The sequence below is a fragment of the Actinocorallia sp. API 0066 genome (assembly GCF_020991275.1).
Taxonomy (GTDB): domain Bacteria; phylum Actinomycetota; class Actinomycetes; order Streptosporangiales; family Streptosporangiaceae; genus Actinocorallia.
On sequence record NZ_JAJLQY010000003.1, the window covers coordinates 562,279 to 575,902 of the forward strand.

Consider the following 13,624-nt stretch of genomic DNA (forward strand, 5'->3'; position numbering starts at 1 on the left):
CTCACCGTCAGAGGTGAAATGCCTACTCATCGCGACATCACACCTTGCGACCGGCGCGATCTTCCGTTTACGCTTCGAATCCGGCCGATCACACCCCCTCGCGTGGAGGCCAAACATGCGCACCGACGGTTATCTCGCCCAGTACGACGCACTCCAGCAGACCGACCCCGCGGCGGCGCTCGGCCTCCTCACCGGATGGCTGCGCACCGACTGGCGGCCGCTGTTCGCCGAGTTGCGCGCGCGCCGTCCGGTGCTCGCCACCCCCGCGTTCACGCTCGTCACCCGGTTCGGCGACGTCACCGAGGTGCTGTCGCGGCCCGCGTCGTTCACGGTCGCCGCCTACACCTCGCCGATGGAGGCGGCGCTCGGCTCCCCCATCATGCTCACCCGCGACGGCACCCCGATGAACTGGCGTGAGAAGGGCGTCATGCAGGTGATGCTCGCGCCCGAGGACGTGCCGCGCCTGCGCGCGCTGACGGGCGCGCTCGCGGACGCGGCGCTGGACGCGGCGGGCGATGTCATCGACGTCGTCGAGTCGCTGTTCCGGGCCGTCCCGCTCGCCGTGTGCGCCCGCTACTTCGGCTTCCCCGGGCCCGATCCGGCGACGCTGTCGCGGTGGTCGCGCGCCGTCATGACCGACACCACGGCCAACCTGATCGGCGATCCGGCGGTGCGCGCCGCGTCGGTGGAGGCGGGCGCGGAGATGATGGCGTACCTGCGCGCCCTCGTCGCCGAGCGCAGGGCCGGGCCGGAAGGCCCCGACGTGCTCGGCAGGCTGGTCCGCACCCGGCTGCCCGCCGAGCTCGGCTTCGACGACGAGCGGGTCGCGGTGAACGTCGCGGGCCTGCTGCTGGGCTTTGTGGAGAACGCGGCGGGCTCGATGACGAACGTGCTCGCCCATCTGCTCGCGCACCCGCCGCTGCTTGCCCGCGCCGCCGAGGCGGCCCGCGACTCCGAGCGGTTCGAGCCCTACGTCTGGGAGGCGCTGCGCTTCGACCCCTTCCTCAAGATGATCATCAGGTACCGGGCGCGCGACCACGTGCTCGCCTCGGGCGCGCACCTTCCGGGCGGCGGCCTCGTGCTCGCCGCCGTCGCGTCGGCCATGTTCGACGAGAACGTCGTCGCCGACCCCGGCGCGTTCCGCCTCGACCGGCCCGAGCACACCCGGCTGCACTTCGGGTACGGGCCGCACGCCTGCGTGGGCGTGCATCCGGGCCGCACCGTCATCGCCGAGACGCTGCGCCGCCTGCTGCTGCGGCCCGGCCTGCGCGCCGAGGGCGAGATCCGGCGCGACCGCGGCGTCTTCCCCGACAGCTTCCCGCTGCGCCTGGACGCGCCCGCCTGGAAGGAGAGCCGGGTATGAGCGGGCGCGGCGCACGCACCATCAGCACCGACGGCGCCGTCAACCGGCTGCGCTTCCTCGCCCTCACCCACGCCCGCCCCCTGTGGCGGCTGGCCGAGACGTCCACCCCGCTGCGCCGCAGGCTCAACGCGAAGCTCATCGACCAGGCCGTCCGGGAGATGCCGCCACGGCCCGAGCCGTTCAGCACCCTGGCGCCCTACACGTCGTGGCGGTCGCTCACCGACCGCGGCTACGCCGGACGGCACCTGCCGCCGGTCGCCGACGCCGAGAGCGGCAGGCCGCCCGTGGAGAAGGCGGCCGACCTCTTCATGCGCGAAGGCCCGATGGATCCCTGTCCGCGCTCCACCGTGCTGTTCGCCTACTTCGCGCAGTGGTTCACCGACGGGTTCCTGCGCGGCGAGTCCACCGAGCCGCGCGACCCCCGGCGCAGCACCTCCAACCACGAGATCGACCTGAACCCGCTGTACGGCCTGGACGAGCGCGCCACCCACACGATCCGCGCGCACGAAGGCGGCCTGCTCAAGAGCCAGACCATCAACGGCGGTGAGTTCCCGCCGTTCCTGTGCGCGGACGGCGAGGTCAAACCGGAGTTCGCGGCGCTCAGCGCGGTGCGGATGGAGCTGCTGCCGCCCGCGCACCGCGACACGCTGTTCGCGCTCGGCGGCGACCGTGGCAACGTCCAGGTCGGCTTCACCATGATGACGATCCTGTTCCTGCGCGAGCACAACCGGGTGGCCCGGCTGCTGGCGCGCGAGCACCCCCGGTGGGACGACGAGCGGCTGTTCCAGACGGCGCGCGCCATCGTCATCGTGGAGGTCATCAGGATCGTGGTCGAGGAGTACATCAACCACATCACGCCGTACCACTTCAGGTTCCTCCTCGACCCCAGGCTCAGCACCGCCCTGCGCGGGGCGCCCTGGCACCGGCAGAACTGGGCGTCGGCGGAGTTCAACCTCGTCTACCGCTGGCACAGCCTGATCCCCGGCGCCCTCGTTGTCGGCGACGGCGAGCTGCCGATGGCGCGGACGCTGTTCGGCGCCGCGCTGATCCCGGGTCCCGGCCTCGGCAGGCTGTTCGAGGACGCGTCCGAGCAGCGGGCCGGGCGGATCGGCCTGTTCAACACCGACCCCGGCCTACGCGACGTCGAGATCTCCTCGATCGCCGACGGCAGGAGCCTCGGTCTCGCCCCCTACAACGCCTACCGCGAGCACTGCCGCTTCCCCCGGGTACGCCGCTTCGACCACGTCTCGGGCGATCCCCGGGTCCACGAACGGCTCGCCGAGCTGTACCGCGACGTCGACGACCTGGAGCTCTACGTCGGCCTGTTCGCCGAGCAGCCGGGCTCGGCCGAGGCCATCCTCCCGCCCCTGCTCACCAAGATCATCGCCATCGACGCCTTCTCCCAGGCGCTCACCAACCCCCTGCTCGCCCCCCGCGTCGCCAACGCCGCCACGCTCACCCCCCTCGGCATGGAGATCATCGGCCGCACCCGCACCCTCTCCGACGTCCTCCACCGCAACACCCCCGAAGACCCCCAACCCCGCTTCGTCAGCATGACCTGGCGCGGAGCCCTCAGATGACCCCCGCGAACCCCCCGCCCACACCCGACGAGGCGCCCGAGACGCCGCGACGCCCGGACACCAAAGCCGAGCACGCGGCCAACCGTGCCGAGCCGCTCCAGCCCCCGGAGGGCACGGGCGCGGGTGCGGACGCCCACGGCGGCGTCGTCACGGAGGGGCGTTCGAGCGCGGCGGCGGAGGAGGCGCGGCGGCTGTTGGAGGCGGCGCGGGAGTTGGCGGAGGTGGCGCACACGCTGCGGGAGGTGGCTGAGCGGGTCACCGGGGTGTTGGTGGATCCGGGGGTGGCGGCGGGGCGGTCGCCACGGGCCGGGTTGCGGGCGCGGCGGGCGGTGTTGCGGGCCGTGACGAACGGGCGGGGGCTCGGCTGGGCCGTTGCCGGGGGCGTGGTCGGCACGTTCGGGGCGAAGCTCGGGGGGCTCGTGCACGCGGGGAACCTGCCGATCCGGGTGATGACGACGTCGTTGCGGCTGCGCATTGCCGCCGTCGTGCTGCGGCATCCCGAGCTCACCGGCGATCCGCTGCTGCGCCGCCTCCTCGACGCGGTCGGCGCCGACGGCGACCTCGCGGCGGGCCGCGCCCTGTACGCGCTCGTCAAGGACAGGGGCGCCGCCCGCGCGCTCTCGGGCGTCGCGCCGATCTTCGGCGAGCTGCTCGCGCTGCGCGCCCTGCTCGACAAGAACCCGCTGAACGACAGGACGGCGTGGCTCATCGCCACCGGCATGGGCACCGCGACCGCCGATCCGCTGACCGGCATGAGCAACCGCGCCGTCGCCCGGCTGGACCGGGGCCGGGGCGCCGCCGTCCGGACGGAGCCGAAACCGCACGAGGCCGAGCGGCTGAGCGCGCGCGGCTCGTTCCTCGACTTCCTCAACGACCTCCTGGTGATCCGGCCGAGCGGCAGGGCGCTGGTGCAGACGGTGCGCGGCCCGGACGGGGTGGAGCGGCACGTGGTGCTCGCGCCCGGCATGCGGATCGGGAGCCCGCAGGCCGAGCATCCCGCCGACCTCCTGGGCGCGTTCAGCAGCACCGTCCTGGACAGCGGCCCCTACAGCAGGTCACTCGCGGCCGCCATCGCCGACTACGGGGTGCCGGAAGGGGCGGAGGTCGCTTTTGTCGGGCACAGCGCGGGCGGTTCCGCGGTGATGAGCCTGGCCCAGGACGAGGCGTTCAACGCCCGCCACGTGCTCACCGACGTCGTGTCGATCGGCGCCCCCGTCGACTTCAAGGAGCCCGCCGCCCAGAGCACCCGCGTCGCCAGCGTCACCAACCAGCACGACATCATCCCGACGCTCGACGGGCAGGGCGCGGGCACCTGCTTCACCCTGCACCCCGACTGGTACGTCGTGGACTACACCGATCCGACCCATTTGTTCCCGGCCTGTCACGGGCTTGAGCAGTACGCCGCGAACCTGCGGGACGACCTGCCCGAGGCCCGCGCCCACCTCCAGGAGCAGCTCGCCCGTTACGACGGGCCCGTCCTACGCCGCCAGCTCTACCGCCTGCTCGACGAGGCGCCGGAGCCCACGGGCTTCCCGTTCCTCACCGTGCCCACCCACCGCGTGGACGGCCCTGCCGGTCCCGTCACGGTGCCCGTGCTCAGCGCGGACGCCGCGCTCGTCACCGCCTGGTTCGCGGTGCCCGCCGCCGAGGCCGCCGCCCAGCTCGCCGGGACGCCGTTCGTGCCCGTGACGGCAGGCTCGCGCGCGCTGGCGGCGCTCTGCCTCACCGACCACCGAGCCGGTTCCCTGGCCCCGCACCGCGAGGCGACCCTCAGCCTGCTGGTGCACTCCCCGCTGCGCCCCCGCCTGGCCGCCCTGTGCCGCGACGCCCTCCGCCCCGCCCCGCTCCGCCACGCGGGCCTGTATCCGCTCGCCTCGACCGTCTCCACCCCCGAGGCCCTCGACGCCGCCGCCCTCTGGCCCCACCCCACCCACCTGTCAGAGACGACCTTCACCCTGACCCCCTCCACCCTCACCTTCTCCGCCCTCCACGAAGACACCATCCTCTTCACCTTCACCGGCCCCCTGGGCCCCCGCTTCCTTAGCCCCCGCCCCCGCCTCTCACCAATCCCCTACTACTCCTCCCCCGCGACCCCGCCCACCCCGTCCGCCTACGCCGCGCCCCGGGCCATCGGCCCCCACCGCTCCGTCCACCACCGCCTGCTCCGCGCGCCCGCCCTCCACCCGGCCCCCCGACTCCGCCTCCACACCGGTCCCCCCACCCACCCCTTCACCGCCCTCCTCCACGCACTCTCCCTCACCCGATCACGCCCCCTCACCGTCCACGCCTCCCCCACCACCCACCTCCGCCGAGACCCCCCAACCCCTCTCACACCCCCACCCGACCCATGACCGCCTACACCCCCATCGCCTCCCCTACCGCCCACCACTGTCAGGACGCCGCCGTGCCACTCACGTCCCAGCCATGGCCGCCCCATCGGCTCGCCGCCGAGGCGCCCCTGGCCCGCTCACGCCCCCGCCCGACCTGGGGCCCTCCACGCCCCTCATCGTTTCCCGGCCGTCTGCCTCTGCCGGGACTCCGTCGTGCGGCTCGTGTCCCGGCCATGGCCGTCTCGTGGGCTCGTCGCCGCCGGGAGGCTCCGGGGCGTCCCCCAAGGTTGTGCCGACGTGGTCATCCGTCGTTCTTCGGCGGGTGCTCGGTGTGGGCGGTTGGTGGTGTGGTGCTTGAAGGGGGTGGTGCGGCTGTCTTCTCGTCGGCTTCTTGGGCGTTGTTCGACTGGGGGCGCCCTGTTCGTTTGGAAGGTGTGTGATGACCGTGTCGAGTGATCCGGGGGGCACGGTCGCCGGGGCTGCGGCTGAGGTGGCCGTTTGTGGTGAGCGGTTGCGGGTTCTGCTTCGGCGGCTCCGGGCTGATCCGGCGGCTCCGGCCTGGCTGGCGGCCGCGCTCGACGCGCAGGTCACCGCGTGTGCCGTGGCGGCCCGCGACCTCGGCGACGCCGCTGCGCTCCTCCGGGCCGCTGCGGCGGGCTGCGGCGGGGCCTCGGAGGAGGACCCGCCGCAGGGTGGGGGTCGGTTAGGAGGGGGCGGGCTGGCGGGAGGCCAGGTAGGCGCCGGTGGCGGTGGGGTCGAAGAACCAGGAGGCCAGGGAGGGCGGGTCGGAGTAGCCGGAGGCGAAGCGGCGGGCCACCTGGTCGTCCTGGGTGGCGGCGCCCAGGATCTGCTGGATGTGGTCCGGGAGGCCGTCGCCGATGAGGCCGTTGGTGAGGGCGGTGGACCACTGCGCGTAGGCCCAGTAGCGCTCGAACGTCTCGCGCATCCAGTCCTCGTCGAACGGGAGGTCGCCGCGCGCCACGATCGCGTCGAGGTAGATCTTGGCGCAGTGCGCGGCGTTGTTGGCGCCCTGCCCGGCGGCCGGGTCGTTCAGCACGACGACGTCGCCCATGCCGAGCACCTTGCCGGACCCGACCTTCGCGACGGGATGCCGGACGGCGGGCGCGTAGCCGCCGCACAGGGTCGACTTGTCGTCGGTGGGGCGGGCCTCGGCGTACAGGTCGGCCTCCCACGGGAACCACTGCGCCAGCAGCCCCTTGAGCTTGTCGAGGTGCTCCTCGGCGCTGAGGCGGCGCTCGGTGAACACGTCGAGCGGCCCACCCGGCACACCCTCGATGAACGCGGCGTCGCCGACACCCGTCCGGGTGAGGACGGGCATGACGAACAGCTCGCCGACGCCCGGCACCACGTTGATGCGTACCTGCGGCACCGGGTGCGACGGCACCGGCTTCACCCCGTGCAGGTAGATCGCGGCCAGCGCGCGGCGCGGCACCGTGTAGGGCGAGCGCGCGTCGTCCCGCTCGAACAGCTCCACCAGGGGTCCACGACCCGCCGCGACGACGGTCAGGTCGTACAGGGACGCCAGGGACTCCAGCTCGCTGGTCGCCACCGGGTGCAGCACAACCTTGCCGCCCGCGCGCTCCAGCCGCTCCAGCCAGCCCGCCATCTTCACCCGCTGGTCGACGGACTGGGCGTAGCCCTCCAGCGCCCCGTAGAAGGCGAGCGCCGCCCCGTCCGGGCCGCCCACGGTGACCCGCAGCCCCTCGATCTGGGGCGTGTCGGCCTCCCAGGTGTTCAGCCCCGCGTCGCGCTCGATGGCCAGAGACGGGTGGAACATGCACTGCGTCGAGAGGATCCGGCCGTCCCGGATCTCCTCGGGCGTCTGCGCCGTCATGAGGGTGACGTCGTAGCCGCCGTGGTCGACGAGCGTCAGCGCGAGCTGCAGCCCGGCCTGGCCCGCGCCGACGATGAGGATCTTGCGCATGGGGTCTCCGAAGGGTTACCTGTACAGGGAACGTGTGGTGTTCAGCGTGTGCTGGACGGCGGTCACGAGCGCGCTCACGGTCTGCCCCCGCAGCCTGACGTCCGCGGCGATGAGCGGGACGTCGGGCGAGATCTGGAGCGCGTCGCGGACCTTGTCCATCGGGTGCGTCGCGACGCCGTCGAAGAGGTTCACGACGACGATGAAGGGGAGCTTGCGGTCCCGCTCGAAGTAGTCCACCGCGGCGAACGAGGACTCCAGGTCGCGGGTGTCCACGAGGACGACGGCGGCGCTCGCGCCGCGCGCCACGTCGTCCCACATGTGCCAGAACCGGGGCTGGCCCGGCGTGCCGAACAGGTACAGCACGAGGCCGGTGGACAGCGAGATGCGGCCGAAGTCCATCGCGACGGTGGTGCGGACCTTGCCGGGCCGTCCCGGGTCGACGCCGAGCGCCTCGGAGGTCATCCAGGCGTCGGTGTTGACCGGGTCGATCTCGCTGACCGCGCCGACGAAGGTCGTCTTGCCGACGCCGAACCCGCCCGCCACGACGATCTTGGCGGCGGCGGGGACGGCGTCAGAGTGCGCGGAGGCCATCGAGCAGCCTTTCGAGGATGAGCGGGTTGAACGGGTCGAGATCGGCGTGCACGGTGACCAGGCCCCGCCCGGCCAGGTCGCCGAGCAGGACGCGGGTGAGGCCGAGCGGCACCCCGCAGGCCGCCGACAGCTCCGCGACGGTCTGCGGCCCCGCGCAGACCCGCTGGTAGAGCGCCTGCGCCTCGGGCCGCGGGCCCGCCGCGGCCACCGGCATCGCGCCTGTGGCGCTGATGAGGGTGTGCATGAGCATGCGCCACTGGGTGCTGGTGCGGCCCCCGGCCAGCACGTAGTTGCGCACCCAGGGGTGCCGCGGGGGCGGGCTCACAGGATCCCGCCCCCGGTCATCAGCGGCGACGGAGCGAGCCGCGCGCCCACCGCGCCGATCAGCCGCTGCAGCTCGTTGACGACCGAGGGCAGCGACGCGCCGGGCTCGACGGCGACGCCGATGCCCGCGGTGACGCTGACCGCGCCCACCACGAAGTGCCCGCCCGACGGGAACTGGCAGATCATCTGGCCGCCCCGTTCGTCGCGTTCGCCGACCTCCTTGGCCAGGGCCCGGCCGGTGCCCAGGGCCGAGCAGGTGAGCGCGGCGAGGCGTTCGGCGGTGTCGCGTTCGAGGCCGGACGACCAGAGCATCGCCAGGCCGTCCATGGACAGCAGCACCACATGACGCACGCCCGGCACCCGGGCGAAGTCGTCGATCATGAAGCCCAGGTCGGCGCCCGCGTGGCCGAGCGGGCGGGACGTTCCTGTCACAGTGGTCGCTCCCGGGGTTCGGTAGAGAACGCGGCAGCCAGGTCGGCCAGGGTGGCGCCCGGCGGTGTCGGGGTGCTCTGGGGCGGCGACGACGGCGGGGGCTCGTCGGTGCCGTAGGCGGTGCCCGGAACCCTGCGCGGCAGGTCGGGGGCGCCCGCGGGAGGGGGCGGCGGCGCGGCGGGGGCCGGGGTGGGCGCCTGCGCCTGGACGGGCTGGAGGAGGCGGGCGGGGACGAAGACCGTCACGACGGTCCCCGGGAGGCCGTGGCCGGGCGGGGCGACGGACACGTTGACCTGGAGGCCGTGCTTGCGGGCCAGGTGGTGCACGACGGTGAGGCCGCTGTGCCTGCCGTTCTCGGCCAGCACGACCTGGACCGTTCCGGCCAACCAGGCGTTGACGCGGGCCATCCACTCGGGTGGACAGCCTGTGCCGGAGTCCTTGACGTACACGGCGAGCGAGCCGTCTTCGAGCCGGTAGACGCCGGTCGTGGCGGAGCCGCCGTAGCGGGTGCCGTTGTCGAGGAGTTCGGCGAGCAGGAGGGCGAGGTCGTCGGCCAGGTGCGGGGCCGCGACGAACCTCGCGGCCAGCGCGTCGGGCTCGGCCTTGACGCGCTGGTACTGACCGACCATGCCGGTCGCGATGGTGATGACGTCCTGGAGGGTCGCGGACGGGCCGCCGTAGCCGTCGGTGTCGCCGCTGAGCACCTGGAGGCCGCGGACCAGGCGGCGGACGCGGGCGTTGCCGTGGTCGAGCTGGTAGAGCCGCTCCAGGACGCGGGGGTCGTCCTCGTCCTGTTGCAGGGCGTCGAGGACCTCGCGCTGCTCCTCCACGAGCGCCAGCAGCCGGAGCGCCACCGCGCCCGCCACCTGCGGCGGCCAGGACACCGCGACGGGCGCGGGCGCCGCCGCCGGGGCGGGTGCCGCGCGCCGCTTCCACCAGCTCAAAAGCAGGACACCTCCGCGCCGAAGATCACCGCATCCACCCCACTCCGGCCGCCCCCGAAGGTGAAGAGCGTTGGGGTGGGCGTTCGCCGCCACTAGGCGTTTATCCGGCGTTTTTTGGCAAAACGCCGCCCTAGAACGGCGTTCGGCACAACAATGCGTAGGCGGAACTCTCACAACGACATACGCGGGGCGGGTGTGGACGCCAAGCAGGGACCGAGCCCGAGGCGGGCTCTGAAAGCGGCAAGGGACCGGTTCGGGTGGGGGCAGGAGGAGGCGGCCGAGGCGGCGCGGGTGTCGGTCTCGACCTGGTCGCGCTGGGAGCGCGGCGTGCAGGACCTGCGGCCCGCGCACCGGGCGAGGCTGGCCGAGGTCTTCAACGCCACGCCCGAGGAGGTCTCCCGCTGGGTGGGCGCGGACTCCCCCGCGCCGGGGCCTCGGTCCTGCCCGGGTGACGCCGCCTCCGACGCCGTCGCCCTGTGGCGCGCGGACGCCGACCCGGAGCGGCGCCCCGGCCTTACCGCCCTCGCGGTGGACCCCTCCGCCTGGCCGGATTCCCTGCTGCACTGGACGCTCGACCCGGCGCCCGCCGTCCCGGACTGCGCGGGCAGACGGCTCAGGGTGGGCATGTCCGACGTGGCGCGGATCGAGGAGGCCACCAGGGCGTTCGCCGCGATGGACCGCAGGTACGGGGGCGGCATGGTCCGGCCCGCCGTCGTCGACTTCCTGCGCACCCGGGTGACTCCGCTCCTGTCGGGCACCTACAGCGAGCCGGTGGGCTCGGCCCTGATGTCGGCCGCCGCGACCATGACGGGCCTGGCCGGATGGGAGTCCTACGACCTCCGCCACGACGGCCTCGCTCAGCGCCTCTACGGGCACGCCCTACGGCTCGCCAAAGCCGCCCGCGACCCCATGACGGGGTCCTGGGTCCTCACCGTGATGTCCCAGCAGGCGATCGACCTCACCCAGCCGCTCTGGGCGACCAGACTGGCCAGGGCCGCCCTGGACTCCGGCAGGCGGGCGGGCGCCCCGCCGCGCGTCAGGGCGGCGCTGCTGCTGCGGGAGGCCCGCGCGACGGCCCTCATGGCCGCGCAGGCCGACACGCCCGACCCGCACACACGACGGCGGGTGGAACGCCTCCTGAACGAGGTGGAGACGACCTTCGGCAGGGCGACGCCGAGCGACGCCGAGCCGCACTGGATCAGCAACCTGGGCCACGCGGAGATCGCCGCGGAGGCCGGGTGCGCCTGGCGGCTCGTCGGAGACCACGTGCGCGCCGCGGACTGCGCCAGGACGGCTCTGGCGGGCTTCGGGGAGGCGTATCCCCGCTCGGCCCAGTTCAACGTCGTCCACCACGCCCAGGCGCTGCACGGGCAGGGGGCGCTGGACGAGGCGCTGTCGGTGGCGCGGCCCGCGGTGCCGATGGCCAACGGGCTGTCCTCGCACCGGGCGCTGTCGCTGCTGCGGTCCTTCACCCGCTCGCTGACCCCGCACCGGGCCCATCCGCTGGTCCGGGAGTGGCACGACTATCTCGCCACGGAACTGTCACCGGCGGCTTGACGAACACGCCGTGCCGTTCACGTCGCGAGCACTCGCCAGAACAGGTATCGTCAAAAGGTCAAGGTAGACGCCGGTGCACGTGCACCGAACCGTGGTACCGCGCCGTGGCACACCACTGTGCCCGGCCGCACACCAGGCCGGGGGGACGTCCCGCAGGGACGGTCCGGGGGATCGGGTGGCGGAGATCGCGGACGGTGCCGCGGGGCGTCGTCGATGGTTGGTGCTCGGGGAGTTTCTGTGGCGCTGTCGGGAAGAATCCTGCGTTTCGATGATGTACGTGGTTATGGCTTCATCGCCCCTGACGGGGGTGGCGCGGACGTTTTCGTCCACGCGAATGAGCTGACCGCTGACAAAGGCACGTTCAAGGCGGGGACACCGGTGGAGTTCGAGGTGATGGACGGGGAACGCGGTCCCAAGGCGTTCTCGGTCCGGCTCCTGGACCGACCGAAGACCTCGTCGGGGGCGTCCTACGCCCGAGATCTGGAAGGACCGTTCGATCTGCCGGACCGAGACTGGTCGTCCGACGACGACAGCCTGTGCGACGTGCTGACGCCTGGCGAGCTCAACCGTGAACTGACGGAGCTGTTCCTGGCCGCCGTTCCGGAGCTCACCGGCGCGCAGATCGTCAAGCTGCGGGAGAACATCCTCACCGTGGCCAAGAAGCACGGCTGGGTCGAGGACTGACCCAAACGCCGCCCGCACGCCGGGCGGAACACCTCCGTGGAGGGACGTCGTATGCCGGTGGAGATCCCCGCGAGGTTCAACGGGCCGCCGGGCAGCGGCAACGGAGGCTATGCCTGCGCGGTGTTCGCGCGTGCCGTCACCGGGTCCGCCCGGGGCGGTGCGCAGGTGACGCTGCGCAGGCCGCCGCCGCTGGACACCCCGCTGACGGTCGAGCGCGGCGCCGGTCGGATCCTCGACGGCGCGGTGCTGATCGCCGAGGTCGGGGCGGACGCCGCGGGTGCCTGGCCCGTGCCCGGATTCGTCACGGTGGCCGAGGCCGAGCTGTGCCATGCCTCCTACCAGGGGCTGACCGCTCATCCTTTTCCGACGTGTTTTGTCTGCGGCACCGACCGGACGGACGGCCTCGCGCTGACGCCGGGCGCCGTGCCGGGCCGGGAGGCCACCGCCGCGTGCGTGTGGCGGCCCGATCCAGGGCTCGCCGACGCCACGGGCGAGATCGGCGCGGAGTTCGTCTGGGCCGCGCTGGACTGCCCCGGCGCCTGGACGCTCGATCTTGAGGCACGGCCGATGGTGCTGGGCCGGATGGCCGCGACCGTCACCGCCCTGCCCCGGCCGGGCGAGCCGCACGTCGTGGTGGCGGCGGCCGAGCCGCCGCGGGGCCGCAAGGTCACCAGCCACACCGCCCTGTACACCGCCGACGGCACACTCCTCGCGTCGGCGACGGCGGTCTGGATCATCATCGCCGAACCCGGGTGAACAAGACCGGGTGAGCCGGAAGCCGCGTCGGTGGACGCGGCCCCGGCTCATGGCCCGTCACGGGCCGATCCGGGTCAGGGCAGCAGGACGGCGTGGGCGGGGGACCAGCCGAGCTGTACTTCGGCGCCCTGGGCGACCGGGGAGGCGCCCGCGGCCGTCACCTCGACGGGCTGGGCGACGCCGGGGACGGCGATCGAGACACGGGACTGGCCGCCGTAGAAGCTGGTGTCCAGGACGGTGCCGCGCAGCACCCCGGCGTCGGTGAAGGCGATGTTCTCGGGCCGGACCGCGAGATCGACGGCGGTGCCGAGCGCGGCGTCCGCCGGGACGTCGCAGGGCAGCAGCCCGACGCCCGCGACCTCGACGCCCTGGGCCCGCAGGGTGCCGTGGAACAGGTTGTTCGCGCCCACGAAGTCGGCGGTGAACCGGGTCCTGGGCCGCTCGTAGAGGGCGACGGGCGGGTCGACCTGCTCGACGCCGCCGCCGTGCAGCACGGCGATCCGGTCGGCGAGCGACATCGCCTCCTCCTGGTCGTGGGTGACCACCACAAAGGTGATCCCGACCTCGTGCTGGAGCCGCTTCAGTTCGAGCTGCATCTCGGCGCGCACCTTCTTGTCGAGCGCGGACAGCGGCTCGTCCAGCAGGAGCAGGCGGGGCCGCTTGACGATCGCGCGGGCCAGCGCGACCCGCTGCCGCTGCCCGCCCGAAAGCTGGTCGGGACGGCGTCGCGCGGCGCCGCCCAGCCCGATCGTCTCCAGCACCTCGGCGACCCGCTCGCGGATCTCGGCCTTGGCCAGCCGTTCCCGCTCCAGCCCGTAGGCGATGTTCTTCTCGACGCTCAGGTGCGGGAACAGGGCGTAGCTCTGGAACATCAGGTTGACGGGCCTGCGGTGCGGGGGCAGCGCGAGCAGGTCGGCGCCGTCCAGCAGCACCTCGCCGGAGTCGGGCCGCTCGAACCCGGCGAGGATGCGCAGGAGCGTCGTCTTGCCGCACCCGGACGGGCCGAGCAGCGCGAAGAACTCGCCCTGCTCGATGTCGAGGGAGACGTCGTCGAGCGCGGTGACCTCACCGAACCGGCGGGTCACGCCGCGGACGCTGACGAGGGTCATCGTGGCTCC

12 protein-coding genes are annotated in these 13,624 nt (G+C 73.5%); 6 read left to right on the plus strand and 6 right to left on the minus strand.

Going from position 1 to position 13,624, the window contains the following annotated elements; all coding sequences use genetic code 11:
• Positions 1-115: 115 nt before the first annotated feature.
• From LO762_RS10420 to LO762_RS10430, 3 genes are read left to right on the plus strand one after another with little or no spacing between them, the layout of a single operon-like run.
• Entirely contained in the window at positions 116-1,363 is a 1,248-nt protein-coding gene (locus LO762_RS10420) for a cytochrome P450 (RefSeq protein ID WP_230614361.1), read from the plus strand.
• Positions 1,360-2,943, plus strand: a complete 1,584-nt coding sequence (locus LO762_RS10425) for a peroxidase family protein (protein WP_230614362.1) — start codon at positions 1,360-1,362, stop codon at positions 2,941-2,943. Before LO762_RS10420 ends, LO762_RS10425 begins: the two co-directional genes overlap by 4 nt.
• Positions 2,940-5,294: a hypothetical protein gene (locus tag LO762_RS10430; protein WP_230614484.1), complete on the plus strand. Its 2,355-nt coding sequence runs from the start codon at positions 2,940-2,942 to the stop codon at positions 5,292-5,294. The genes LO762_RS10425 and LO762_RS10430 overlap by 4 nt, the downstream gene beginning before the upstream one ends.
• A 682-nt stretch (positions 5,295-5,976) precedes the next feature.
• On the opposite strand, the gene LO762_RS10435 is transcribed toward LO762_RS10430, so the two are convergent.
• The 5 genes from LO762_RS10435 to LO762_RS10455 are packed head-to-tail and all read right to left on the minus strand — an operon-like array spanning position 5,977 to position 9,509.
• Complete coding sequence (locus tag LO762_RS10435) at positions 5,977-7,218, minus strand: styrene monooxygenase/indole monooxygenase family protein (protein WP_230614363.1); 1,242 nt, start codon at positions 7,216-7,218, stop codon at positions 5,977-5,979.
• Positions 7,219-7,233: 15 nt separating this feature from the next.
• Positions 7,234-7,809: an ATP/GTP-binding protein gene (locus tag LO762_RS10440; RefSeq protein ID WP_230614364.1), complete on the minus strand. Its 576-nt coding sequence runs from the start codon at positions 7,807-7,809 to the stop codon at positions 7,234-7,236.
• Positions 7,790-8,134 carry a DUF742 domain-containing protein gene (locus LO762_RS10445; RefSeq protein WP_230614365.1) on the minus strand — a complete coding sequence of 115 codons (345 nt, stop codon included), beginning with the start codon at positions 8,132-8,134 and terminating at the stop codon, positions 7,790-7,792. Before LO762_RS10445 ends, LO762_RS10440 begins: the two co-directional genes overlap by 20 nt.
• A complete protein-coding gene (locus tag LO762_RS10450) occupies positions 8,131-8,565 on the minus strand; it encodes a roadblock/LC7 domain-containing protein (RefSeq protein WP_230614366.1) in 435 nt (144 codons plus the stop codon). Before LO762_RS10450 ends, LO762_RS10445 begins: the two co-directional genes overlap by 4 nt.
• Positions 8,562-9,509 carry an ATP-binding protein gene (locus LO762_RS10455; RefSeq protein ID WP_230614367.1) on the minus strand — a complete coding sequence of 316 codons (948 nt, stop codon included), beginning with the start codon at positions 9,507-9,509 and terminating at the stop codon, positions 8,562-8,564. The genes LO762_RS10450 and LO762_RS10455 overlap by 4 nt, the downstream gene beginning before the upstream one ends.
• Before the next feature lie 195 nt (positions 9,510-9,704).
• Here LO762_RS10455 and LO762_RS10460 point away from each other — a divergent pair, with 195 nt between their 5' ends.
• The 3 genes from LO762_RS10460 to LO762_RS10470 all read left to right on the plus strand — a co-directional run bounded on the left by LO762_RS10460 (position 9,705) and on the right by LO762_RS10470 (position 12,506).
• Positions 9,705-11,066: a helix-turn-helix transcriptional regulator gene (locus LO762_RS10460; RefSeq protein WP_230614368.1), complete on the plus strand. Its 1,362-nt coding sequence runs from the start codon at positions 9,705-9,707 to the stop codon at positions 11,064-11,066.
• Between the two features lie 237 nt (positions 11,067-11,303).
• Positions 11,304-11,750 (plus strand): cold-shock protein, encoded by a 447-nt coding sequence (locus LO762_RS10465; protein WP_230614369.1) that lies wholly within the window; start codon positions 11,304-11,306, stop codon positions 11,748-11,750.
• Between the two features lie 51 nt (positions 11,751-11,801).
• Positions 11,802-12,506, plus strand: a complete 705-nt coding sequence (locus tag LO762_RS10470) for a hypothetical protein (protein ID WP_230614370.1) — start codon at positions 11,802-11,804, stop codon at positions 12,504-12,506.
• A 74-nt stretch (positions 12,507-12,580) separates the two neighbouring features.
• On the opposite strand, the gene LO762_RS10475 is transcribed toward LO762_RS10470, so the two are convergent.
• On the minus strand, positions 12,581-13,615 hold the full coding sequence (locus tag LO762_RS10475; protein ID WP_230614371.1) for an ABC transporter ATP-binding protein: 1,035 nt from the start codon (positions 13,613-13,615) through the stop codon (positions 12,581-12,583).
• Positions 13,616-13,624: the final 9 nt, after the last annotated feature.

What these genes read in the sequence shown, in the direction of transcription:
- LO762_RS10420 (WP_230614361.1), top strand. Translation starts at nt 116, where the DNA reads ATGCGCACCGACGGTTATCTCGCCCAGTACGACGCACTCCAGCAGACC.
- LO762_RS10425 (WP_230614362.1), top strand. Translation starts at nt 1,360, where the DNA reads ATGAGCGGGCGCGGCGCACGCACCATCAGCACCGACGGCGCCGTCAAC.
- LO762_RS10430 (WP_230614484.1), top strand. Translation starts at nt 2,940, where the DNA reads ATGACCCCCGCGAACCCCCCGCCCACACCCGACGAGGCGCCCGAGACG.
- LO762_RS10435 (WP_230614363.1), bottom strand. Translation starts at nt 7,218, where the DNA reads ATGCGCAAGATCCTCATCGTCGGCGCGGGCCAGGCCGGGCTGCAGCTC.
- LO762_RS10440 (WP_230614364.1), bottom strand. Translation starts at nt 7,809, where the DNA reads ATGGCCTCCGCGCACTCTGACGCCGTCCCCGCCGCCGCCAAGATCGTC.
- LO762_RS10470 (WP_230614370.1), top strand. Translation starts at nt 11,802, where the DNA reads ATGCCGGTGGAGATCCCCGCGAGGTTCAACGGGCCGCCGGGCAGCGGC.
- LO762_RS10475 (WP_230614371.1), bottom strand. Translation starts at nt 13,615, where the DNA reads ATGACCCTCGTCAGCGTCCGCGGCGTGACCCGCCGGTTCGGTGAGGTC.